General features: G+C 50.3%; 25 protein-coding genes and 3 pseudogenes. 8 read left to right on the forward strand and 20 right to left on the reverse strand.

Annotated features, from left to right (window positions below):
- Window positions 1-68: 68 nt before the first annotated feature.
- From DO97_RS30610 to modB, 7 genes and pseudogenes are all read left to right on the forward strand, one after another.
- Window positions 69-3,364, forward strand: a pseudogene (locus tag DO97_RS30610) (efflux RND transporter permease subunit).
- A 436-nt stretch (window positions 3,365-3,800) separates the two neighbouring features.
- Window positions 3,801-4,310: a hypothetical protein gene (locus tag DO97_RS01925; RefSeq protein WP_036530728.1), complete on the forward strand. Its 510-nt coding sequence runs from the start codon at window positions 3,801-3,803 to the stop codon at window positions 4,308-4,310.
- A 17-nt stretch (window positions 4,311-4,327) separates the two neighbouring features.
- Window positions 4,328-4,939 (forward strand): cysteine dioxygenase family protein, encoded by a 612-nt coding sequence (locus DO97_RS01930; protein ID WP_036530854.1) that lies wholly within the window; start codon window positions 4,328-4,330, stop codon window positions 4,937-4,939.
- Window positions 4,940-4,968: 29 nt separating this feature from the next.
- Window positions 4,969-5,220, forward strand: coding sequence for a hypothetical protein (locus tag DO97_RS01935; RefSeq protein WP_036530730.1), 252 nt, complete (start codon window positions 4,969-4,971; stop codon window positions 5,218-5,220).
- Between the two features lie 20 nt (window positions 5,221-5,240).
- Complete coding sequence (locus DO97_RS01940) at window positions 5,241-5,558, forward strand: hypothetical protein (protein WP_036530737.1); 318 nt, start codon at window positions 5,241-5,243, stop codon at window positions 5,556-5,558.
- Between the two features lie 189 nt (window positions 5,559-5,747).
- A complete protein-coding gene (gene modA, locus DO97_RS01945) occupies window positions 5,748-6,539 on the forward strand; it encodes a molybdate ABC transporter substrate-binding protein (protein WP_036530739.1) in 792 nt (263 codons plus the stop codon).
- A 5-nt stretch (window positions 6,540-6,544) separates the two neighbouring features.
- Window positions 6,545-8,402, forward strand: a pseudogene (modB, locus tag DO97_RS30615) (molybdate ABC transporter permease subunit).
- Between the two features lie 108 nt (window positions 8,403-8,510).
- Here modB and DO97_RS01955 read toward each other — a convergent pair.
- Window positions 8,511-8,924 (reverse strand): ArsC/Spx/MgsR family protein, encoded by a 414-nt coding sequence (locus tag DO97_RS01955; protein WP_036530741.1) that lies wholly within the window; start codon window positions 8,922-8,924, stop codon window positions 8,511-8,513.
- A gap of 62 nt (window positions 8,925-8,986) precedes the next feature.
- Window positions 8,987-9,340: a hypothetical protein gene (locus DO97_RS01960; RefSeq protein ID WP_036530743.1), complete on the reverse strand. Its 354-nt coding sequence runs from the start codon at window positions 9,338-9,340 to the stop codon at window positions 8,987-8,989.
- A 344-nt stretch (window positions 9,341-9,684) separates the two neighbouring features.
- Between DO97_RS01960 and DO97_RS01965 the strand changes: the two genes are divergently transcribed.
- On the forward strand, window positions 9,685-9,894 hold the full coding sequence (locus DO97_RS01965; RefSeq protein WP_036530744.1) for a TOBE domain-containing protein: 210 nt from the start codon (window positions 9,685-9,687) through the stop codon (window positions 9,892-9,894).
- Between the two features lie 60 nt (window positions 9,895-9,954).
- On the opposite strand, the gene DO97_RS01970 is transcribed toward DO97_RS01965, so the two are convergent.
- The 18 genes and pseudogenes from DO97_RS01970 to nifH form a co-directional block, all read right to left on the reverse strand.
- Window positions 9,955-10,581: a class I SAM-dependent methyltransferase gene (locus DO97_RS01970; RefSeq protein WP_036530745.1), complete on the reverse strand. Its 627-nt coding sequence runs from the start codon at window positions 10,579-10,581 to the stop codon at window positions 9,955-9,957.
- Window positions 10,582-10,583: 2 nt separating this feature from the next.
- Complete coding sequence (fdxB, locus tag DO97_RS01975) at window positions 10,584-10,880, reverse strand: ferredoxin III, nif-specific (RefSeq protein WP_036530746.1); 297 nt, start codon at window positions 10,878-10,880, stop codon at window positions 10,584-10,586.
- A gap of 121 nt (window positions 10,881-11,001) precedes the next feature.
- Entirely contained in the window at window positions 11,002-11,634 is a 633-nt protein-coding gene (locus DO97_RS01980; protein ID WP_036530748.1) for a hypothetical protein, read from the reverse strand.
- A gap of 17 nt (window positions 11,635-11,651) precedes the next feature.
- Complete coding sequence (locus DO97_RS01985; RefSeq protein ID WP_036530750.1) at window positions 11,652-12,383, reverse strand: dinitrogenase iron-molybdenum cofactor biosynthesis protein; 732 nt, start codon at window positions 12,381-12,383, stop codon at window positions 11,652-11,654.
- A gap of 32 nt (window positions 12,384-12,415) precedes the next feature.
- A complete protein-coding gene (locus tag DO97_RS01990) occupies window positions 12,416-12,709 on the reverse strand; it encodes a ferrous iron transport protein A (protein ID WP_052128287.1) in 294 nt (97 codons plus the stop codon).
- 74 nt (window positions 12,710-12,783) lie between these two features.
- Window positions 12,784-13,083, reverse strand: coding sequence for a 2Fe-2S iron-sulfur cluster-binding protein (locus DO97_RS01995; protein WP_036530752.1), 300 nt, complete (start codon window positions 13,081-13,083; stop codon window positions 12,784-12,786).
- A 52-nt stretch (window positions 13,084-13,135) separates the two neighbouring features.
- A complete protein-coding gene (locus DO97_RS02000) occupies window positions 13,136-13,501 on the reverse strand; it encodes a HesB/IscA family protein (protein WP_036530753.1) in 366 nt (121 codons plus the stop codon).
- A gap of 185 nt (window positions 13,502-13,686) precedes the next feature.
- Window positions 13,687-14,481 (reverse strand): HesA/MoeB/ThiF family protein, encoded by a 795-nt coding sequence (locus DO97_RS02005; RefSeq protein ID WP_156120388.1) that lies wholly within the window; start codon window positions 14,479-14,481, stop codon window positions 13,687-13,689.
- Between the two features lie 67 nt (window positions 14,482-14,548).
- On the reverse strand, window positions 14,549-14,866 hold the full coding sequence (gene nifW / locus DO97_RS02010; RefSeq protein WP_036530755.1) for a nitrogenase-stabilizing/protective protein NifW: 318 nt from the start codon (window positions 14,864-14,866) through the stop codon (window positions 14,549-14,551).
- A complete protein-coding gene (locus DO97_RS02015) occupies window positions 14,863-15,084 on the reverse strand; it encodes a CCE_0567 family metalloprotein (protein ID WP_036530756.1) in 222 nt (73 codons plus the stop codon). The genes nifW and DO97_RS02015 overlap by 4 nt, the downstream gene beginning before the upstream one ends.
- Before the next feature lie 69 nt (window positions 15,085-15,153).
- The gene (locus DO97_RS02020) at window positions 15,154-15,621 is read right to left on the reverse strand and encodes a NifX-associated nitrogen fixation protein (protein WP_036530757.1); all 468 of its coding nucleotides are present in this window, start codon (window positions 15,619-15,621) and stop codon (window positions 15,154-15,156) included.
- A pseudogene (nifX, locus tag DO97_RS02025) lies at window positions 15,618-16,045 on the reverse strand (nitrogen fixation protein NifX). Before nifX ends, DO97_RS02020 begins: the two are co-directional and overlap by 4 nt.
- Window positions 16,046-16,120: 75 nt before the next feature.
- Window positions 16,121-17,425, reverse strand: coding sequence for a nitrogenase iron-molybdenum cofactor biosynthesis protein NifN (gene nifN / locus DO97_RS02030; protein WP_036530758.1), 1,305 nt, complete (start codon window positions 17,423-17,425; stop codon window positions 16,121-16,123).
- A complete protein-coding gene (nifE, locus tag DO97_RS02035; RefSeq protein ID WP_036530760.1) occupies window positions 17,425-18,804 on the reverse strand; it encodes a nitrogenase iron-molybdenum cofactor biosynthesis protein NifE in 1,380 nt (459 codons plus the stop codon). The genes nifN and nifE overlap by 1 nt, the downstream gene beginning before the upstream one ends.
- 172 nt (window positions 18,805-18,976) lie before the next feature.
- Window positions 18,977-19,369, reverse strand: coding sequence for a Mo-dependent nitrogenase C-terminal domain-containing protein (locus DO97_RS02040; protein ID WP_204368427.1), 393 nt, complete (start codon window positions 19,367-19,369; stop codon window positions 18,977-18,979).
- Between the two features lie 10 nt (window positions 19,370-19,379).
- Complete coding sequence (gene nifK / locus DO97_RS02045; RefSeq protein WP_036530761.1) at window positions 19,380-20,918, reverse strand: nitrogenase molybdenum-iron protein subunit beta; 1,539 nt, start codon at window positions 20,916-20,918, stop codon at window positions 19,380-19,382.
- Window positions 20,919-21,043: 125 nt separating this feature from the next.
- Entirely contained in the window at window positions 21,044-22,555 is a 1,512-nt protein-coding gene (gene nifD / locus DO97_RS02050; RefSeq protein ID WP_036530763.1) for a nitrogenase molybdenum-iron protein alpha chain, read from the reverse strand.
- 88 nt (window positions 22,556-22,643) lie between these two features.
- A complete protein-coding gene (nifH, locus tag DO97_RS02055) occupies window positions 22,644-23,540 on the reverse strand; it encodes a nitrogenase iron protein (protein WP_036530764.1) in 897 nt (298 codons plus the stop codon).
- Between the last annotated feature and the right edge of the window lie 57 nt (window positions 23,541-23,597).

Here is a 23,597-nt window from a genome sequence, read left to right on the forward strand (position 1 = left end):
TACCCCTTCTCTCTCCTCACTCTATTGCTTCTGTTCAGCTCAGAGTCTAGCCCTCTCACTCCCCTGCTATGCAAAGTCCTCAAACTACCGGATTTAGCCTCAGTACCCTATCGATTCGTCGGCATATTGGTGTTTTGATGCTCACCCTAACAGTCATGATTCTGGGGGTGTTCTTCATGATTCAATTGCCTGTTGATCTGCTGCCTTCGATTACCTATCCCCGAATTGGGGTGCGGCTGGATGCACCGGGAATTTCCCCAGAAGTGGCAGTGGATGAAATTACCAAACCGCTGGAAGAGGCACTGGCAACCACCGATGGAGTCGTGCAGATTTACTCTCAAACCCGTGAGGGGCAAGTCAGCCTAGACTTGTTTTTCCAGCCAGGAAACAATATCGACCAGGCACTAAACGATGCCACCGCCATTTTCAACCGTAACCGGAACCGATTGCCCGACGACCTCGAAGCGCCTCGAATTTTCAAAGCCGATCCCAGCCAGCTCCCTGTTTATGAATTTGCCCTCACCTCTCCCTCGCTGCGGGATGTGGATCTGCGGGTGTTTGCCGATGAGGAACTAGCCCGTGAATTGAGCGTGGTGCCAGGAGTTGCTTCAGCAGACGTTTCCGGTGGGGTGCAGGAAGAAATCCGGGTTCAGATTGATTTAAACCGCTTGCAGGCGCTAGGGGTTGGGTTAAAGGATGTATTAGATGGACTGGAGCAACGCAACCAGGATGTTTCCGGTGGAAGGATTCTAGGTCAATCATCGGAGCCGTTAACCCGTACAGTTGGTCGGTTTCAGAATGTGGCGGAGATTCAGGATTTGACCTTTGAGGTGGGAAGTCAGCAGTCACCGGTTAGCAGCCAGCCATCGGGAGGAAGTGCTCAGCCCCCAGTTCTGCAACGGGTTTATTTGCGAGACTTTGCGGAAGTGATTGATGGCACAGAAGAGGAGCGGGTACTTGTTAGTCTGAACCAGGAAAAGGCGGTCAAGGTCAGTATTCTGAAACAATCGGAAGCCAACACGGTTAACGTGGTGGATGGAGTTAAGCAGCAAATTGAAGCATTGCGCCGATCGGGTTTGATTCCAGTTGAAATGACATTGAGACCGACGCTGGATGAATCGATATTCATTCGCAACTCCCTGGCAGATGTAATTAGTTCGGGATTGTCTGGAGCCATTTTGGCGGCGATCGCTGTGCTGATTTTCTTGGGATCTCTGCGACAAACATTGATCATCGCGTTGACCATTCCCCTCTGCACCTTGGCGGCGGCGATCGTCATGAAGTTGTGCGGGTTCTCGCTGAATAGTTTTTAGTTTCGGGGGGGCTGGCAATTAGCATTGGTCAGGCGATCGACACCTCCGTGGTGATTCTAGAAAACATCAGTAAGCGGGTCGAATCATTACCACCAGTGATTGAGAATGGATCCTCCAGCCAGAACGGACACAATGGTTCTCAGGCTCAATCCTTAATTGCAGCGGTTGAATCCAGCAGTCAGGAGGTTGAATCTTCACTGGTTGCTGCGACGGGTGCCAATTTGGTTTCCGTGCTTCCCTTCGTGCTGATTGGCGGGTTTGTCTCTTTGCTATTTAACGAACTGATTCTGACCATTTGCTTTGCTGTCGTTGCCTCACTGTTGGTCGCCATTACCGTGGTGCCAATGCTGTCTGCCCGACTCTTGGCAATTCGGTGGTCCAGCGGGATGCATCGATTCTGGCTGCTGCGAGCGTTTAATCGGCGGTTTGAGTGGGCAACTTGGGCATACGGCAGAACCTTGGCTAAAGTGGTGCGTCGTCGCAGGCTGGTGATCCTGGTGGCTTTTGTTGTTCTGGGCGGGAGTAGTCTGTTGATGGCGGGTCAAATTCCCCAGGAGATTTTGCCTCGGATTAATACCGGACAAGCCAATGTGAATGTTATTTTTCCTCCCGGCACTTCTCTGGAAACCAATCGCAAGGTGATGGCTGCCGTGGATCAGGTGTTGCTGCAGCAGCCAGAAACGGAGTATGTCTTTACGACAGCGGGGGGATCTCTGTTTGCTAATTTTATTTCTTCTAATCCAGCGCGGAGTTCCAGCACTGTAACCCTGAAGCCTGGGAGCAACATTACGGAGTTCAGCGATCGCGCCTCACGGGAAGTCAACAAGCTCAACCTGGCAGGAATTCGTGTGAGAGTTTCGCCCGGTAGCGTACGCGGTTTGAACTTAAATAACTCGCCGTTGCGCGGGGCAGATGTGGATGTAGTGCTCCAGGGACAGGATCCCGAAACCCTACGGCAGGCTGGACGACAAGTGCTGGCAGCCTTGGATGAACAGGTAACCTTGGCGAGTTTTCGCCCCGATGCAGACGATCGCCAGCCCGAAGTTCAGATTCTGCCTGACTGGGAACGGGCTAAAGCCTTTGGGCTAACAATCCAGGACATTGGCAATACCATTCAGACCGCGATCTCGGGTTCGGTGCCTACCCAGCTACAACGAAATGAGCGCTTGGTGGATGTACGGGTTCAGTTGGATAAAACCTTGCTCCAGGAACCTTCTCAACTTCAGCAACTGCCTCTTTTTGTGGACAACAACATTCCAATTCGCCTCGGCGATGTTGCCAAAATTCAGGAGGGGCGTGCTCCCGGTGAAATCCAGCGGATTAACCAGCGTCCTGTGTTTCTGATCGCTGGCAACCTCAACAAAGGTGCCAGTTTGGGAGCTGCCCTAGCGGAGGTACAGCAAGTGGTTGCCGGTTTAGACTTACCAGAGGGGGTGACGTTACAGCCCAGCTACGCGGGCAGAACCAGCCAAGAGCTACAGGAGGCGCTCAAAGTCTTGGGATCATTGGCAGCATTTCTGGTCTTTGTGGTGATGGCGGTGCAGTACAACTCCTTGGTTGACCCATTGGTGATCATTCTGACCATACCCCTGGCACTGGCAGGGGGAATTCTGGGGCTATATGTGACGGGAACAGCAATCGGTATTACGGTGCTGGTCGGGGCGGTGCTGCTGGTGGGGATTGTGGTTAACAATGCCATCATCATGGTGGAGCTGGCAAATCAGATTCGGGAAGAGCAGGGGTGCGATCGCCTCACCGCCATTCTAAAAGCTGCCCCCGATCGCCTCCGCCCCATCATGATGACCACGATTACAACCGTGATGGGCTTATTTCCACTGGCACTGGGAATTGGAGAAGGCGCAACGTTTCTACAACCTCTGGGGGTGGTAGTGTTTTCTGGGTTGTCCCTGGCAACTCTGCTCACCCTGTTCATCGTTCCCTGCTTCTATGTTCTGCTCCATGACCTGTTTCAGGTCAATGTGCGTCCTAGAGAAATGCTCAAACAGGGGCGATCGCTACTCGCCAAAGCCACTTACTTACCTGACAAATAATTGTTGTGCAACGCCAGTCAGTGATCTTGCGAGGCAACTGTTTTGCTATATTTCTCTTCTTAATGGTTGCCACAGTTAAATTTAGACGTGGGCACTTGATTCCCTCCAATCATCGTGTCACTTTCCCAATGACCGATCTCAGTCTTGTCAAATGATGAACGACGCGATTCAACATCCATCCTTTGTTGAGTCGTGGCTAAAATACTAGCCCCCTCATCCATAAAAACTCACTTCGCGCTTGAGAAATACCTGTCCCCTAGCCCTAATATTTACTTGAACCCATTGCAATCAGACAGTTTGAGCAAGTGAGTACAGGACTAATGGGGTTGAGTAGATTCGATGGGATGATCGCTACGAGTTAGCTTGGAGGCATCTGATATAAGAAAGAGCAGCCCCATGATTGGTTTCATCGCCATTATGCCGCGCCTCTAAGCCTATGCAAATTTGTTTTAAGCCTCAGTCCAGCCCTGAACCGACGCTATCCTGGTATAACTTGCCTGGTGAAGTCAAACGTTTGCTGATTGCGGCAGCGAATACCTGGGAAGATACGGTACAGTCCCAGGGCTATATCCAGCAAGCACTGACGATCTCTGGTGCCTCTCTGGATGTGTTAGTCGCTGCCTACCGCTATTTCTTCTATAAGCACAATGATGCCGCCGCTCTCCAAATTGCGACCCAGGTGATTAAGCAAATCAGACTGTTAGAGGCGCTGCCTGAGTCGTGGGAGTTGCTGGCACCGATCCTCAGCAGTCGGAAGGAAGAACCCAGTATCCGATTGTATCTCAATGCTTATGCGGCTTCTGGATTGGTTCTGGCACGGACGGGTGAGATCGAGGAGGCAACCGTGATCACCGCTCGTGTCAGCGAAATCGATGATAAACGAGAATTTGGGGCAACCACAGTGTTACACATTCTGACTCACCCAAACGATGAGGAGGACGATTGACTGTGGTGGAGACAGCGATGAAACATCGAGATTTACTGGTTACAGAAAACGGACGGTGGCAGACTTGTAAGCCTGCGAGAGAATGGGACTTGCTCCGCACGCCTTATCGGTTTCATCGCTTTTTGACAGAGGTGGAGGATGTGTTGGAAGCGGCGATCGATGAAACCGATTGTTTGCCGCAACTCTGGCTACTCGTGCGCCGATTCATCACAAATTCCTACTGGCTACAGACGCAGTTTATTGAACCCAGCCCTGACACAGGCACTGGAGTCATCGTGCTGTATGACGAAATTGGTTATCCACTGACCGTGCAGATTGCCACTTACTTACCCGGTACACGATCGTCCATTCACAATCACGGAACTTGGGGTGTTGTTGCAGTGTTCAAGGGAGAAGAAAAAAATACCTTTTGGCAACGGAATCCCAAGCCACAGTTCCCAGATTGGATAGAGCCAACGGCTGAAGTCACTTTATTGCCAGGAGACATCATCAGCTTTACTCCCGATGCAATTCATGGTGTTGAAGCCGCTGGTGATGAAACGACCGTTACCTTCAGTCTCTACGGCGAAAACCACCATTCCAAACGCTTTGAGTTTGATCCCGTGACTCACACCGCCAAAAATTTCTAACCTCCACATCCCTTTATTCAAAAATCATGATGTCAGACCATCGCCAAGACCAATACTTTAACCTGATCGATCAATTGCTCAAATGTCCCAATGGGCAGGAGCCAGAGGTTTTAGATAGTCAACCAGAGTTGCTCGATGCAGGATTAGTGAAATCATTGATGCAAGTGGCAACCATGATGGCCCATCAAGATCATCAAGATGCCGCTAAGTTTCTAATTTTCATAGCGCGACAACTTAGTAAAGAACTGGGTTTGTATCCTCAAGTTTCACCAGAGTCGTAGATAGCTAGATAGAGGGGCTGATGCTTTTAGAGTTGACCATCACAGAAATAGGACAACGGGCGATCGCGTTTCTTGTGGATGATCTGGAGATTCCAACGGATGATCGCGATTGGTTCTCCGTCTTGACTGTGCGCCCGGTGGGGGAAACCTGGCATGTCGTTGAAGTTGGTGTGGAAGGCCTGCCAGATAAATGGGTCTTGCAAGTTTACGATACCGGTGAATGTGACCCCAGCTATACCTTTAGTTCTCCCGTTAATGTGACTGAGACCGATACGGGATTGCAGGATCTGCCAGAGGCGATCGCCCAAATTCTCGCCACCGAACGCATCTCTCGTTAATTATAAATTTAAGGGTCAGGAGTGAATTTTATTAGCTCTAAAGGTGAAACAAGAGTCAATGACTTTAGAAGGAAGCCAGGAGTGAAGAAAGCTTCCAGCATGGCTTTCTCCCTTAATTGAGGCGGTCAATTAAGTTGGTAGAATCACCCCAACTTCCATCGTTTAGCTCGTCATTCTAGAGGGGATTGTATGAGGAGTAAACAGTTTCTAATTTTTCTCAGCGTAGCGCTGATCAGCTTCTTGCTGGTGCCTGGTTTAAGGCTAGTCAATCCTGAGCCAGCCCAAGCCACCACGACTCTACTAGTTTCGGCGGCGGCTAGTTTGAAAGAGGTGCTAGAGGAGATCAATCCGCTGTATCGCAGAAACCACCACGATGTGAACCTGACCTTTAACTTTGGGGCATCGGGTGCCTTATTGCAGCAGATTGAGCAGGGAGCCCCCGCCGATATTTTTATTTCCGCTGCCAAGGGCCAAATGGATACATTGGATCAGAAAGGAGCCCTGGTTCCTGGTACCCGTACCAACCTGGCAGCCAACAAGTTGGTGCTGATTGTGCCCAATGGCTCTGCAGGTGTCGTCAGCTTCGATAGTTTGAAACTGCCTGAGGTGAAGCGGATTGCGATTGGTGAACCTCGGAGCGTTCCGGCAGGGCAGTATGCGGAACAGGTTTTGCAAAAGCTGAATTTGATGGATGCAGTAAAGCCCAAGCTCGTCTATGCCAACAACGTACGGCAAGTGTTAGCAGCGGTTGAAAGTGGTAACGCCGAAGCAGGTTTGGTTTACCTCACGGATGCAAAAATCTCCAGCAAGGTGAAGATCGTCGTCATTGTCGCGGATTCCTATCACTCGCCGATCGTCTACCCAATGGCAGTACTCAAGAGTAGCAAAAACATCACCGCTGCTAAAGCCTTTGTGCAATATCTGACGAGTAGTGAAGCGAAAAGTGCTTTGCGAAAGTATGGGTTTAGTGTGCCGAAGTAGTGTACATGAATGACGCGGTCTCCCTACCCCTCGACCTGTCTCCGCTCTGGATCTCTCTGAAAGTCTCGCTGTTGGCAACGATCTTTACCTTCTTTGTGGGTATGGCGGTTGCTTACTGGATGTTGGGTTATCGAGGTAAGGGGCGATCGCTGCTGGAAGGGCTTTTTGTCTCCCCGCTGATTCTGCCACCTACCGTGGTTGGTTTTTTACTGCTGTTGTTCTTTGGTAAAAATGCCCCCGTCGGACAACTGCTGATGTCAGTGGATCTGAGTGTGGTTTTTACCTGGTATGGGGCGGTGATTACTGCAACGGTGGTGTCCTTTCCCTTGATGTATCGCACGGCATTGGGTGCTTTTGAACAAGTTGACGGGAACCTCCTGGCTGTTGCCCGGACGTTGGGTGCCTCAGAATGGACAGTCTTTCGTCGGATTCTACTGCCCCTGGCGTTACCCGGAGTGGTTGCCGGAGCCGTGCTTGCCTTTGCTCGTGCCCTGGGTGAATTTGGTGCCACGCTGATGCTGGCGGGTAATATTCCTGGACAGACGCAAACGATTCCCATGGCAATCTATTTCGCTGTGGAAGCGGGTGCCATGAATGAAGCCTGGTTTTGGGCCATTGTGATTATGCTGATTTCGCTTTCGGGCATTTTTGCTGTCAATTTTTGGCAGGAGCAGCAAAAAAACGCGGCGCATCCAGTTCAATCGATCCAGGAATTCAGCCTCTGTCACTAGAGCGACAGTTCATACCCCGATCTCCGCACCCCCACAGTCCGATGCCTCACCCAATGGTTTGTCCGGTCTGGTTGTTAACGTGCAAAAACGACTTGCCAATTTTGACCTGGATCTGGCGCTCAACGTCACCGAATCCACGCTGGGCATCTTGGGCGGATCAGGAGCGGGCAAAAGCATGCTATTGCGGTGTCTTGCAGGGATGGAAAGCCCCAGCAAAGGTCAAATTGTCTTGAATGGGAGGGTGCTGTTTGATGCCAAAAGCGGGATCAATGTGCCGAGCCGCGATCGCCGGATTGGGTTTCTGGTACAAAACTACGCCCTGTTTCCTCACATGACGGTAGCAAAAAATATTGCCTTTGGTTTGCCTAAAGCCCTTTCTGCCAGACAAGTTCGGCAACGGGTGGAAGCCCAATTGGCAGCGGTGCAGTTACAGGGATATGGCGATCGCTATCCCATCCAACTCTCTGGTGGGCAGCAACAGCGAGTGGCCTTGGCACGAGCACTGGCAAGTGAACCGGAACTGCTGCTCCTGGATGAACCCTTCTCAGCGTTGGACACGCATCTGCGTAGCCAAATGGAACAGGAGATGGTTACACGCCTACGCACCTTCAATGGAGTAAGCCTTTTTGTCACGCACAATTTAGAAGAGGCATACCGGGTTTGTCAGGATTTGCTCGTGCTGGAGCAGGGACACGCCGTTGCTTACGGTGCCAAGTACGACATTTTTGAACGCCCTGGTCTGTTGGGGGTGGCTCAATTAACAGGGTGCAAGAACATTTCTGCTGCGGCAGAGATAGCAGCACAAACAGTTCTGGCAGGCGATTGGGGGTTGCCCTTGCAGGTGGTTGATTCCATCCCCGATCGCCTCGCCTATGTGGGTATTCGCGCCCACCAAATCCGGTTCACTGAACATGCCAACCAGTGCAACACGGTTCCGTGCTGGTTGGTTTCCACCAGCGAAACGCCGCACCGCATGACCGTGTTTCTCAAGTTCAATACCCAGCCTGATCACCCACAGGACTATCACGTGCAGGCAGAAGTCTTCAAGGAAAAGTGGGAAATGCTCAAGCAGAAACCCTTGCCTTGGTTCGTGCAACTCGATCCGTTGCGGTTAATGCTATTAGAAGCATAGGCTCAAGGTTAGCGGTAAGTCAGGTAAGCCGCGATCGCCGTGACGAGAAACCTCCCATGAACAGAGTTAACCAGACCTGAATACGATCTCCCCTTCGTCGAACTGACGTTAACCAGGAGCAGTGGCCCGATCTCGGGGACAAGTCTGTAAATCTTGGGCTGTATCCGCTGACTGGAGACCAATCCAAGCATCGATGATGGCCATATCAAAACCCACGGCTCGCAGATTGCCAACCTGAATCAACGGACGACGAATCAGCAGCGGATTTTGCACCATCCGTAGCAGTGCCGTATTTTCATCCATGTTTTCAGGGATTACATCCCCTGCCTTAACTGCCGGAGCTGATCGATTGAACCAGTCTGCAACAGGGAGTGTGCCAAAAAAGAGACGGAGGGTTTCGACTGTCCAGGATTCGGTGAGTAGATTATGTGCCTGTACATTATGTCCTGCGGCTTTGAGCAATGCTTTTTGTTTGGTGTTGTTGATGCAGCCTGGTTTTTCGTAAAAAATAACGATCTCCATATTCATTCCTGTTCCATGATGGTTATATAGCCTTGAACATCTGTTCTGTAGAGCGATGCAACCTAGCTGTCAGGGGTCTGAGCCGGTAAGAGTCTGTGCAGTTCTAACCAGAAGCGAGGTGCGTCTTGTTTCAATTTTGACTTTGGATCGCGGAGTAGGCGAGTGGCATTCATGCAAACGGGTTCTGCCAGTCCCATATACCGGGAGATGTTTCTGAACGCTTCTTTTTGGGCAGAGGCAGCCTGAAATAGTGTGTCAAGACAATAAATCGCGATGTAATCTAAGCGTCTGGGTGGTTGTCCCCAATGAGCCGTGATTAGCTTGATGTGGCAATGACGCAACAAACTGCCAACTTGAGGGTAGGTGCGCTCGATCAGCGTTGTGAATTCTTGGATCAGATGGGTTTCCGTTAGCATAATGAGTCAGGTGGGTAGTTTTGTCGATAACTCTAACTTGAGTGCTACCGTCACTGCATTACAAACTTTGTTTGTATAACACCTTTCGGTTTGAGTAGAATTTAGCGGCTCTGATTAAGATATTAAAGGTGTACTCAGTCCTTAAAAACCACAATTGGCAGGGATCTAAACTTCAACTTGGGATGGGGTACAGGTATTTTTTGGTAGGGGTACAGGTGTTTATTTTTGAACCATTGATTGGTATAGGCTGAATCAGAGCGATAGAGAGCGGTGTTTATCTTAATCATCTATCGATGTAGAACAAGAGTAAAATGGTTTTCTCTGGATCAAACAAGGAACTAAATATGCAAATCAGTGCGCGTAATGCCCTCAAGGGAACGGTCAAGTCGATTGAAGTTGGGGCTGTGAATACAGAAGTTGTGTTGGAAATTGGAGCGGGTGTTGAAGTTACCTCAATTATCACGAAAGCTTCAGCCGAAACGTTAGGTTTAAGCGTTGGCAAGCAAGCCTATGCAGTCATTAAAGCCAGTGATGTGATTGTGGCGATCGATTAGACCAACACGAAACCTCCGATTTCTTCGAGAAATCGGAGGTTTGAAGAAGCTGAGGTCTTATCAGGCTTTTTTACGAGCGACGATGTGGAAAATGTGCCAGTGTTTTTCCTCGCCGATTGCCGTTACGCCCAGATGTTCTTCTTCGTCTAACCACTCGACCTCAAAGGGCTGTAGAAGCTCTTCAACCTGTTGGCGCGTGTGATGGGTTCGGTTGGGATAAATTGTCCAGGAATCGCGATCTCCAAACAATTGCCCACAGAACTGTCCTCCTATGTTGAGCGAGGTCACAATGGTTTCCCAAAAATGCGGAAAATATGCGGGTGGACAAAAGGGCAGACAGAAACTGGCATTGATGAGATCAACCGCGGGCGGCAAGGCTAAGGCTTCAAAGCGCATCAGTTGAGTTTGCAGCAAATCATGATTGAGATCAGGACGATCGAGCAGACGATCGAATGCGTTCTGTTCGCCATCAATGGCTAAGACCTGCCAGCCTCGACGCAACAATTCCACCGTATCGCGTCCATCACCGCAGCCCAAATCAATGGCTAAACGACGGCGATCGGGCGAGGCCTCCCCATCGAAATTTGCTAGTGCTTTTAGCAACGTTTCACGGGGTGGACGACCTGCTACCGCTTGATAGTACGTCGTCCAGTTGTGTTCAGCAGTGGGATGGGTGGATGGAGTCATACTCAGGCGATCGCCAGTTCAGTATGGGTTTGGCAATTTTTAGGACAAACTCTGGCACAGGCTTCGCAGCCAATACAATTTTCCACATTGGCGATCGTCATCACCTTGCGTTCAATTTCATCATCTTCTTCGTCATCAACAAATTCACCGTCTTCATTCAGTGCGCGTAATGCCATCACACCGCGCCCGCAGGTTTTCAGGCATCTGCCGCAGCCGATGCACCGAGCAAAGTCAATCGCTTGCAGAAATTTGGGAGTCCAAACTTTGCCGCCGAATGTTAGCCCTGTAAATGTCGCCATGGTTGTGTTCTCCTAAGATGAAATAATTGATTTCGATCGCTTTAATAGGCTTTCAATCTTGATCCATCCTTACCCTCCTTAAAAAGTTACGGGGTACAAAGATCTCGAAGCGGGGTAGGTTTCAAACCCCCGCAAAGCTCTTTGCTGCTAGATGAACTTGATTCCAGCTTGGAGGACGATAGTCTGGGTTCAAGGTTTGGTCCACATAGCCCACTAAATTTGGCAAGGTGTGATAGGAAATAGTTTGGTTGAGGAATTGGTTGAGCTTGTCTTCCCAACCCGATGGATAGTCCCGAATGATGGGATGTTTGACGACAATGGATTGATATTCCGGTGTTGTCATATCCATGATGACGTCTAGTCTGAGCAGGGCAAGTGGACGGATGAAAAGCCCAGTAGCAGCGATCTCAAACCCAGCATCCAACCCTTTTTGCCTCATCACCACCACGAACTGTCCACCTTCAGAAATTTTGTAGGGGATCTGACTGGGATCGGCAATGGTTTTCACCTCAATGTTATAGCCCTGGGTCAGTCCAGCTTCTAGCGTCATCCCATCGTAGAGTTGTTCAGGGTGGGGAATGTGAACCGTCAATTGGTGCAGCTTTCGCCAGGGATCGCCGAGTGCATCGTCGTCTGAAAGGTTGTGCAGCCGACGGATTGATTGTCCTACGTAGCTCGTTTGATTACAGAGATTAATCAAACTCATGTTGAGGACACATTGGTCGAATTGATTGATGCCTAAGGTTCTGATCATGACTGTATGTTTCGCCTCTACACCAATGCTTTGTAGTTTTTGACGCGATCGCCATCTGCAATGCCCAAAATTTTCGCCAGCCAGGGTGGGGGAGAAGTGGCGATCGCATGTTGTAATTCGCTCAACATCTCTCTGGCTGCACCACCGACTTCCTTTTTAATTGGGTAGATGCCAGCCTGTACCACCTTCCCGGCTGCTGGCCCACCAATGGCGACGATGTAGAGCACTGGACAATCTCGAATCAAGCCCACTCGGAAGGCGTTTTTGTCCTCAGATAAATCTGCTTCGAGTGCTGATCGAATATCAATTAATCTCAGCTCTTCGGTAGAAAGTTGATAAATCAGATACCGCAAGCAAGAACCAAAATGCCCATCCAGAGCTTCTCGATTGTTGGATGCGACGGCAACCCGAATCGAATGGGGCATATCCCCCTCTTGATAGGGTTCAATGGCTGGCAATTGATCAATCTCATCCAGCTCACCCCACAAAATGCGGACTGCCTTTTTGAAACTGGCAATATCGGTGGCATCCGCATCTTCACCATGTTCCTCCCCATCCAGTTCATAGGTGTGCCCTAGGGCTGTTTTGAGGTTGGTAACCGTGATTCGACTCAAGCTGATTTCATCCAGAAAATCGCCTAAATAAGCGTGTAATGCTTCGACGAAATCGCCGATAGAAAACTCTGGAAATAGCCTTGATGCCAGGGCAATCCTCAATGCCACTTCATTGGATATGGGTTGTTCAGCCATGACTTCTACCCTTTTATCTATCTTTGAGCACATCAATGCTCGACAATGCGAACATAAATGGCATTAATCATTGCTTCATCCAGCGCATGACGATCGCTGCCAAGTCGGACGATGAAACGTGGAAATCGCTGCTCTACGGTAATTGATCGCCCCAGCGTTAGCCCTAGTGCCTTAAGCTTTTGAGCGGTCGTTTCATGCAAGGGTTTCATGCGTGTGATCACACCACGCTCGTGCGATCGCAACAGTTTCAACGAAGCACCCTGCACCGTAAAGCCTGTTGTCCGCGTTGAACTAGCACCTTGAGTTTTCAATTCTGCTGTCACCATCGAGTGTGTCCTCTAAGAGTAGGGAAAAGGGCTGATGATTCAAATCTGTTGCTGTCTAGAGGGACGTTATATCGCTAAACCAAGTAGGCTTCCTGATGCGTGCGAATCGTGCAGTCAGAGCGGGGATAGGCAACACAAAGGAGAACAAAGCCTTTAGCAATTTGCTCTTCGTCGAGAAATACTTGTTCTGATTGATCCAAGTTACCTTCGACCACTTTGCCCACACAACTAGAGCAAGACCCAGATTGGCAAGAGAACGGTAATTCCAATCCCTGCGCCTCAGCCGCATTCAGAATCGTCGTCGTGTCTTCAACGGGAAACGTAATGTCGATCTCTCGTTTTTTATTGATGAGATGTACTTGATAGGTCGCCATAATTATGTCCTCGAAAATCAAATTAGGTTAGTGTTTAATCCTGTGGGATCACTTAGCTGCACGGTACAGCCGCAGGGGTGCAGTTGCCAGACTGGAAAGACTTGCCACAGCCACAGGTATCGGTTGCATTAGGATTGCTAAACTTAAAGCCACTTTCCATCAGTCCTTCAAGAAAATCAATCACAACGCCTTGCAGTAGGGGCGCACTTTTGGGATCGATGTAAACTCGAACTTTGCCTTGCTGTTCGATGACGTCATCTGGTTGAGGTGCATTGGCAATATCAATGGTGTATTCATAGCCATTGCAGCCGCCATCATTGACTCCAACCCGAATTCCTTTTTCGGGCGAAGGGTTTGCACTGCCCTGTAAGAAAGCACGGAGTCGAAATTCTGCTTTTTCAGTAAGGGTAACGGTCATTGGTGTTTCTCCTTATGCTTGATGGAATGTTGAGTGAATCGAGAATGCTTCAGCTAATTGTGGGGATGGAGACAGGTCGATCGGGCAACGCATTGCCGAGAGCAGTGAGATAGTCCGGTGCTAGTATTCCAAATCGTCTATGTGGGTGCGGCTGATGGTTTGGGCAAAGAGGGTGAGCATGAGCGCTATGAATGAGACCAGCATTGTTCCTCCTTGGCTGCACCTGCTAAGCGTTGGCTTTTCTCACTGCATACGGGACAGTTGGGATCGTGGTAAGGATGACGTTTGGCAAACTCAGCGTGGCTTAAATCCATCGTCAGCAACTGAGACAGCAATGGCGTTCCTAACCCGGTGATGAGTTTGATGGCTTCCAAGGCAGTGAGGCACGCCAGTGTCCCTGAAACTGCCCCTAGTACGCCAAAACCGCGCTTGTCCCAATCGGGCTTTTCGGGGAAGATGCAGGCAAGACAGGGCGTTAAACCTGGAACGATCGTGGTCAGGTATGCTTCCATATCGTTCATCGCTGCCTCCACCATCGGTTTGCCCCAACGCACGCAGGCAACATTCAACAAATCTCGCTCGGTGAAGTTGTGGGCACAGTCCAATACAATGTCCGCACATTGCACTAGGGCATCCACATTCTCAGGAGTCACATACTCACAGATGGCATTGATTTGGACATCTGGGTTAATTGCCTCCAGAGTTGTTTTTGCCTTGAGGACTCTCGGTTTGCCAACCCAATCATGGGTCATCAAAATCTGGCGATTCATGTCATCTAACCGCAGTTCGCCACCGCGCAAGAGAATCAAGCGACCGACTCCAGCCACTGCCAGATAAAGTGCTGCTGTTGCCCCTAAGCCACCGACTCCAGTCACCAGTACTGTTGCGTCTTTTAAACGTTGCTGTGACTCTTCACCAAATCCGGGGAGCATGATCTGGCGACGATAGCGCTCTAGTTCAATCGGGGTCAGAGTTTGCACAATTTCATCTCCACGGGGTGATTTTGGGTTCCTGATTCCTAGACAAAGACGAGGAGTCAGAAATTAATTAATCGGAGCCAATTTCGGACAGCAATACCACATTTTGGGGTTTGTCATTGAACACCTTAAACAGTTTTTCGCTTAAAGGAGAAGAGGTGGTGAAGGTGTTGTATGCCTGCTCTAGAGCTGCTCGATACCGTTTAAGTTTCTCTGGCTCACTTAAGTCTGTATCTTCCAAATTAATGGTTTTGATGAAAGAAGAGAACTTCTGAAGAATATGTAACCGATTCACATTGACGAACTGTGGATCGTAGGGAAGTTCAAAGAATTCAAGGTATTCTTCTGCATTCACCAGTTGTTGGAATTCAGCTAAGGTTCCAGTCATACGTTTTGCTCCAATTGCTTTAGCTGCTGTTTCAGTTGATCAATCTGCCGATAGATTTGGTAAGTCTCGCTGGCGGCATCCATCAAGCGTTCATAATCCGTGGGCAAGCCTTCCGCTAAGTCGTGCAAATCCATTTTCATTTGTCCGGCTTTGCTGTTAAGGCGTTTGATTTGTGTTTTCAGCTCTTCAGTGTTGGTAATTTCGGTTGTTTGAACCATTGAACCTCTTCTTTAGACTTCCGAATTCTTAGCTCTCCGACTTCTTCAAGAAGTCGGAGAGCTAAATGACTAAAGCCTGCCGACTTCGGGAAAGCGCTCTGCAAGGTTGATGCCGGAGGCGATAATTTTTGCACCCTCAGCTTCAAGCTTTTCCAGCGAGTCGAAGCCGAACCGTTGGGCATCACGCAGGGTCTTGGAGACCACGAGTAGGCGGCCAGAAAAGACCAGCGCCCAACCAAAGCCTTCGTGACTCAGGTCAATGACGACTTGGCAGAGGAGTCCGGTTTCGGCTTCAATGCAGTGGGCGATCGCCCGGTAAAAAGCCAAAACCCGACCTTTAGTAATCGGATCGACATCTCCTTCCACAGAGATTTCGCGTTTTTGGGCTTTGCTGAGCACGTATGGCTTGAGCAGTAGCTCATCTGACCAGTTACGGTAAGTGCCGTAGGGATCATTGGCGCGAATTTGTTGCGTGATCGCTTTCAAAAAGGGGCTGATCGCTGTTGCAGTTGTGGTGGATACGGTGGTGGTTGTCATACGGTTACTTCTTCCTTAATGTCATCAAGTTGATCAAGTTCATCGAGAGCGGGGCTGCGCTGGAGGAGGGCTTTTCTTAGCCAAGGTGGGGGGTTGCCATTCAAGGTTTGCACCAGTTTGGTCAAGACATCAGTGATTTCCTGTGCCTCAGATTGGGCTTTGATGGGGGTAATTTTTGTTTGATTAACCGGGCTGCAGCACTGCCGCCAATGGTGGATACGTAAACGATCGTGCAATCGTGGAGCGCTGCAATCTTGGGCTGCAACTTATCTTCGTTGCCATCTTCGTTGAGGTTGCCATCAAACCGTAGAGTTTCTATGAATTCATAGTTGGCTTGATCGACTTCATAGACATCAATTTTGCTGGCGGAACCAAAGTGAGCATTGATGTGGATGTTGTCGCTAGTGGTGAAGGCTATTTTCATTAGTGGGTTCCTCCTCGATCTTTCGTTTCTAGTTTTGGTTTTAGTTTGTGATAGGACTCAAAACTCAAAACTTTGCTAATGTTTTGCATGTGCTTCTTCCTGTTCCAGGAATAAGTTCCCAAGGTCAAACAACAGTTGCATCATGCCGCGATATCCCACGGTGCAGCGTTGCCCATTGCCGAGGCGATCGAAGACAGGAAAGCCCATCCGGTACAAGGGAAGGTGGAGACGACGAGCGATCGCTGCGACATTGGAATTCCCAATCAATAAATCAGACCCCACTGCCAGTTGCTCAAAGTCTTCCAAATCGCCAATCGTCACCGTTTCTACAGGCAGTTTTTCCAACAAAGGAGACTTCGTTGTGGTAACGGCTGCCTGAATCTCAGCACCCATGCTTTGCAAGAAGTGAACAGTGGACCAGAGCAAATCGGGTTCCATTGCCAAAGAAACTCGTTTGCGTCCGAAGAAGAAGTGAGTATCCAGCATGGCATCTTGCAGTTGCGCCCGCTGGCGACGATATTTAGCCGGAACGGGTGATCCACTAAGATCCGCCAATCCTTCTAAAAAGTCATCGATCGCATCCAGGTTGCTGAGGCTGGGAATCACTTCGTAGGGAATGCCAAACTGCGACTCCAATGCCACTGCTGCACTGCGCATACTTTCGCCCAGAGCCAAAGTATAAACAGAACTACCAATTTCCCGCAGTTCGGCTAAGGTGGTGCCACCGCTGGTCACGCTGCTGGAAGAGTCGTCCAAGTGCCCATCCAGGGAGCGTGAGAGATCGGGAACGGCGATCGCGGTTAATCCAAACGCTTCCACAATCTCCTTAATTTCCTGAAGATCCCCTGGTGCAAAGGCTGGGCTGACGAGCAGTGTGATTTGATTGGGACGGGTTTCGCCCGATCGGGGTAGCTCTTTGACAATGCTTTCAACCGTCGCAGCAAAACCATCTTGTAGCGCACCTTTGAAATCAGGTGTTGAGACGAAGACGATCGGTAAATCATGGAGTTCAGGATGACGTTTACGAATGTTTTGTAGAATGCCCGCCATATCGTCGCCGCGAGTCTCGGTCAAGCCCGTGGTACAAAGCCCAATGATGGAGGGTTTCGACTTTTCCACCAGCGTGAGAATGGCTTGCTCCACATTCTCTTCACCACCCAAAATCGTACTGACTTCCGTCATGGCAGTGGTCGAGAGGGGAATCGCTTCCCGAAAATGGCGTACCAGCGCGACTTTGGCAAAGGCGGTGCAACCTTGAGAACCGTGGAACAGTGGCATGATGCCCTTTAAGCCGAGAAAGGCTAGGGCGGCTCCCAGTGGTTGGCTTTGCTTCAGTGGATTGACCGCAACAGACTTTCTCGGCGTTGTAATGGTTGCCATTAGATCACCTCCGTATCCCAAGGGGCGGGTTTGCGAACTTGTGCCCAAACTGGGCTGTAGAGGGCTTCTTCTAGCTCCCTTGCCATTTCCACCATGCCGACGTAGCCTGCATAGGGATGATGGCGTTCCTGGTTGATGTCGAGGAAGGGGATTTTCGCCTTGAGAGCGGTGTATTGGTTGCGTCCACCAGCAATCAACATGTCCGCTTTGGTTTGAGCAATCACTCGCAGCAGTTCCTGGGCATTGCCTTTTTCCATCATGATGCCGTCTTGACCGAGCAACTCTTTGATGCGAGCTTTGTCTTCTTCGGTGCTTTTTTTAGTGCTAGTGGCACAGACCTCCATGCCCAAATCCTTCGCAGCGGAGATAATTGACCAGCTTTTCACTCCGCCGGTGTAAAGCACCACCCGCTTGCCTTTTAACCTGGCTCGATAGGGTGCCAACGCCGTATCCAACTTGAGTGTTTCTTCAATGATTAATTGTTCGACACGCTGTTGCAAATCTGCATCCCCAATCTTGGCAGCAATGTTTCGCAAGCAGCGGTTCATATCTGCCACACCATAAAAGGATTCTTCAACATAGGGAATGCCGTAGCGCTCTTCCATTTTGCGTGCCATATTGATCAACGCTTTGGAGCAAATCATCACATTGAGTTTGGCACGATGGGAGCAGGCAATATTCTCGTAGCGTCCATCGCCAGTGATTTGTGAGAGGACACGAATCCCCAATTTCTCGAATAAGGGCAACACGCCCCACAGTTCCCCAGCAATGTTGTATTCGCCAATTAAATTAATGTCGTAAGGTGTGGTCGTTTCTGGCTCGCGGGTGCCCACCACATACTCCAGCAAACTCTCCCCACCCACGCGATTTCCCAGGTTTTTGCTGCCAATAAAACCAGGTGAATTTACAGGAATCACGGGTGTTCCCGTTTTCTCAGCGGCTTTCTGACAAACCGCATCCAGATCATCGCCGATTAAGGCGGTGACGCAGGTGGAGTAGACAAACACAGCCGCCGGATTGTAGCGCTCTTTGACTTCTAGAATGGCTTTGTAGAGCTTCTTCTCACCGCCAAAGATGACATCGTTCTCGGATAGGTCGGTGGTGAAACCCATTTTGTAGAGCATGGAACCGGAAGACAGACTGCCTCGACTGCCCCAGGAGTTACCCGCACAGGCGATGGGTCCATGCACGAGATGAGCGGCATCGGTAATCGGCACCAAGGCAATCATCGCGCCATCAAACGCACAGCCTCCCTGGGCGGCTCCGGGTTGTGCGACCTGAGTGCAGGATTTGTTTTTACCTTTGCCTTCTTTTTTGTGGTTATGTTCACAAGCGGACTCGCTCAGAAGTTCGTTGATTTTGCCTTGAGTGAGTTTCATAACAGGAAGGGGGGCGAAAGTGTGCGATGTGAACGTCAAGGCTGGCGATAAAATGCTGGCAGGTAAAATATAGTTAAATCACTAACAAATTAATAGTGAGTCACCAGGCTAGCAATCTATCATGAACCACTGACTGATCAATCAATAACAAATCACTGACGAAGATAATTGACTAACAAATGTAGTGGGTTACGTCTTCACCACAAACATCTGCAAGATAGCTGAGGGCACGAAATCGGAGGGCGACAAACTCGTTATAGAAGGGGTTAAGTTCGCAGAGGGGAGGAGTGTTAAAGAAGTGCCCAAACAAGGTGAATTTATGCTCAAAAGGGCAGGTGCAAGGAATGAGTTTACAAATCAAATGGGCTTGGAGTGGGGTATGAATTTCAATGTGATCGATCCAGCGACGAATAGGATCGAGAATGCCTGAAGTGGGTGGTGAAGGCGAGGTAAAGGTAGACATGGCTAGGGTTAGGGGTTGCCCTTCTGGGCGGATCGGGTGGGGGGATGGGTCAGTTTGTCGGACGATCGCCTGAGCACGCTGTCCAGAAATAAACCCGCCCATCCCCTGTGTGTTAGCGAATCAGGTCATAGGAGATATCTGTCTTCGCGGGGACGATGGTGTTGCGATCGAGTTCATCCAACAACGTGTTCACAATCCAGTTGAGCAGGTTGATGGTGCCCTGATAGCCGTAGGTGCTGTAGCGGTGCAGGTGATGGCGATCGAAGATGGGATAACCAATCCGCACCAATGGTGTATGGGTATCACGCCACAGGTACTTGCCATAGGAGTTACCAATCAGCAAGTCAACGGGTTCGGTGAACAGGAGCGATCGCAGATGCCACAAGTCTTTGCCACCCCAGATCGTTGCGTTTGCACCAAAGGGACTGGTATCTAGCAATGCCCGCAACTCTGCTTCAAACTCATGGGTGGTGTTGCTGACGACGATGTGAACAGGTTCTGCACCAATTTCCAGCAGGAATTGCACCAGACCAATGACCAGGTCAGGGTCACCGTATAGCGCCACTTTCTTACCGTGCAGCCATGCCTGTGAGTCAGTTAAAGCATCGACTGCACGACCCCGTTCATCTTCCAGTTCTTGAGGAATGGGTTTGCCAGTGAGAGCAGAGAGCTTGATGAGAAACTCGTCAGTGCCGCGAATGCCAACGGGACGAACCACGGACGTGGGTTGGTGCCACTCTTTCTCGATGTATTCACGAGTTTTGGTGGTGGAGTAGGACTGGAAGGCGATCGTGGTTTCGGCGTTGATGGAATCTGCTGCATCTTCCAGGGTGGTGCCCCCTTGATACATCCGGTATTCCCCATCATTGGGTGAATCCAAATAATCAGAGTTATCCGCCAGCAGGGTGTAGTTCACCCCTACCAAGGAGGCGATCCGCTTGATTTCCCGCAGGTTACCAATGTAGGTTTCAAAACCAGGAATAAAGTTGATCTTGCCGTTGGTGGTTTCGGCTTTTTTGCCCTTAGTCAGGTTCGACAAAATGCCCTTCATCATGTTGTCGTAGCCCGTGATGTGGGAGCCGACAAAACTGGGGGTATGGGCATAGGGCACGGGGAATTCTTCCGGCACTGAACCAGCGGCTTTGGCGTTGGTGATGAAGGCTTGGAGGTCATCCCCAATCACTTCTGCCATGCAGGTGGTGCAGATGGCAATCATTTTGGGATTGTAGAGGCTGTAGCTGTTTGCCAAGCCATCAATCAAGTTGTTTTGTCCGCCGAAGACCGCAGCGTCTTCTGTCATGGAAGAAGAGACTGCCGAGAAGGGTTCTTTGAAGTGGCGGGTGAAGTGTGAGCGGAAGTAAGCCACACAGCCTTGGGAACCGTGAACAAAGGGCAGAGTGCCTTCAAACCCAACAGCAGCAAGGATCGCACCGAGGGGTTGGCAGGCTTTGGCGGGGTTAACAGTTAGCGCTTCACGGGCAAAGTTTTTCTCACGGTATTCCCAGGTCTTTGTCCATTCTGCTGTCTGAGCGACCAAGTCAGGATCATGTCCGCCTTCAAACTGTTTCTTAGCAGCAAACAGCTCCTGGTATTCATCTTGGTGAAATAATTCAGCGTGGTCTTTGATGTTATCGATGTTGTTTTGAGCCATGATGTGAGTTCTCCAAAGTTGATGAGGGAGTTGGGGAGGAAGGGCGTTGGGGAGGAAGGGAGTCGGGGAATAGCAGGGCATTCACCTCATCACCCCACCACCCCATCACTCCATCACTTTCTGTTTCATGCAGTTGCGGCCTCAGCTTTTTTCCACGGCGCACCAATCAAGCTCCAGGTGGGGCTGTTGAGTGCAAGATCCATGTCACGCGCAAAGATGGCAAAGCCGTCGTAACCGTGGTAGGGACCGGAGTAATCCCAGGAGTGCATCTGGCGGAACGGTAGCGCCATTTTTTGGAAGACGTACTTCTCTTTGATGCCAGAAGCCACTAGATCAGGCTTCATTTCTTTAATGAACTCCTCAAACTCAAAGGCAGAAACATCGTCGTAAATCAACGTGCCGTCTTCGATGTAGTGGGTGGTGCGTTTGTAGTCGTCGTTGTGACCAAACTCGTAGCCTGTGCCGATCAGTCTCATCCCCAGGTCGTAGAAGGCGGGGACAACGTGACGGGGACGCAGACCACCCACCATCAGAGCAACGGTTTTGCCTTCTAACCGAGGACGGTATTTGGCAATCACTGCCTGGGTTTGGGCTTCGTACTTGGCGATGACTGCTTCTGCTTTTGCCTGGATGGTTTCGTCGAATTTGGCGGCGATCGCTCTCAGGGACTCAGCAATTTGCGTGGGCCCGAAGAAGTTATATTCCAACCAGGGAATCCCGTAGGTTTCTTCCATATGGCGGGAGATGTAGTTCATCGAACGGTAGCAGTGCACCAAGTTCAGTTTCACCGTCGGGGTCATCTTCATCTCGTGCAGGGTGCCATCCCCTGACCACTGTGCTACAACCCGCAAGCCAATTTCTTCGAGTAGAATCCGGCTTGACCAGGCATCACCACCAATGTTGTAGTCACCAATGATGGCAACATCATATTCAGTGCCATCGGGAACATTGCCCGCTTTCTTTTCCTTGTCGTATTGCGGAAACACCCAGTCGCGGACGGCATCGTTGGCGATGTGGTGTCCAAGGGATTGGGAAACACCCCGGAAGCCTTCGCAACGAACAGGAACAACGGTTTTGCCAATTTCTTTGGCAGATTTCTTGGCAACGGCCTCGATATCGTCCCCAATTAAACCAATGGGGCATTCAGACTGAATGGAAACACCGCGATTGAGGGGAAACAGTTCATCGAGTTCAGTAATCAATTTGGCGAGCTTTTTGTCACCGCCAAACACAATGTCACGTTCTTGGAAGTCAGAGGTGAACTGCATCGTGCCAAAGGAATCAATGCCCGTGGTGCCGATGTAGTAGTTGCGGCGACCCGACCAGGAATAGTAGCCGCAGCCCACAGGCCCATGACTAATGTGAATCATGTCTTTGATGGGGCCCCAAACCACGCCTTTTGATCCGGCGTAAGCACAGCCACGAGTGGTCATGGAACCAGGAACAGACTTGATGTTGGACTTCACGCCGCAATCAGATTTGCCTTCTTCAAACACGTTCAGGTGCTTTTCCCGCTTTTTCTTGGCTTTGTCGGGATAAGCTTCCAGAACTTCTTTAATCAGGGCTTTCTTGTCAGCCGTTGTCAGCTCTTCTGTAGGGGCGATCGCGTTGAGAGTAGCGGATTCAGGAGGTGTCATAGTCTGCCTCTCTAGGTAAAGGATGGAGTGGGAGGATGAAGAGAGTGGGAGTGAGGGTAGGGTGGGCAATGCCCACCCTACGCATTAACTAGGCAACGCCAGCGGGAGCTTTGGTGCCTTCTTTGATTGCCTTTTCGTACTCTTCTTCGCCACCCAAGATGCCGAATTCGACCAACAGATCTTCCAGTTCATCCATCGAGATGGGGGTGGGGATGGCAAGATTTTTGTTGTCGATGATCTTCTTGGCAAGGGTGCGGTACTCTTCAGCTTGCTTGCTATCGGGGGCGTACTCAATCACCGTCATACGGCGCAATTCGGCATGTTGAACGATGTTGTCGCGAGGTACGAAGTGCAACATTTGAGTATTGAGCCGCTTGGCAAGGGTTTCGATCAGTTCGAGTTCCCGATCTACCTTACGGCTGTTGCAGATCAAACCACCCAGACGTACACCGCCGGAGTGGGCATACTTGAGTACACCACGGGCAATGTTGTTGGCGGCATACATTGCCATCATTTCACCGGAAGTGACGATGTAGATTTCTTGGGCTTTGCCTTCCCGGATGGGCATGGCAAAACCGCCGCAAACTACGTCGCCCAATACGTCATAAGACACGAAATCGAGGTCTTCGTAAGCGCCTTCTTCTTCCAGAAAGTTGATGGCGGTGATGATGCCTCGTCCAGCGCAACCGACACCAGGTTCAGGACCACCCGACTCCACGCAACGAACATCGCGGTAGCCAGTGAGCAATACTTCTTCGAGTTCCAGGTCTTCTACTGCACCACGCTCCGCTGCCAAGTGCAGAATGGTGGTTTGGGCTTTGCTATGGAGCATCAAGCGGGTGGAGTCGGCTTTGGGGTCGCAACCCACGATCATGACGCGCTGACCCAGTTCAGCCATACCCGCGATTGTGTTTTGAGAGGTGGTAGATTTACCAATCCCACCTTTGCCGTAGAAGGCTATCTGTCTAATGGTTTCGTCAGTCATGGAATGGTCTCCTTTGAAGTGATAGGGGGTGAGCGGTCAGTAACCAGCCATCATTGA

It is taken from the genome of Neosynechococcus sphagnicola sy1 (assembly GCF_000775285.1).
GTDB classification, from domain to species: domain Bacteria; phylum Cyanobacteriota; class Cyanobacteriia; order Neosynechococcales; family Neosynechococcaceae; genus Neosynechococcus; species Neosynechococcus sphagnicola.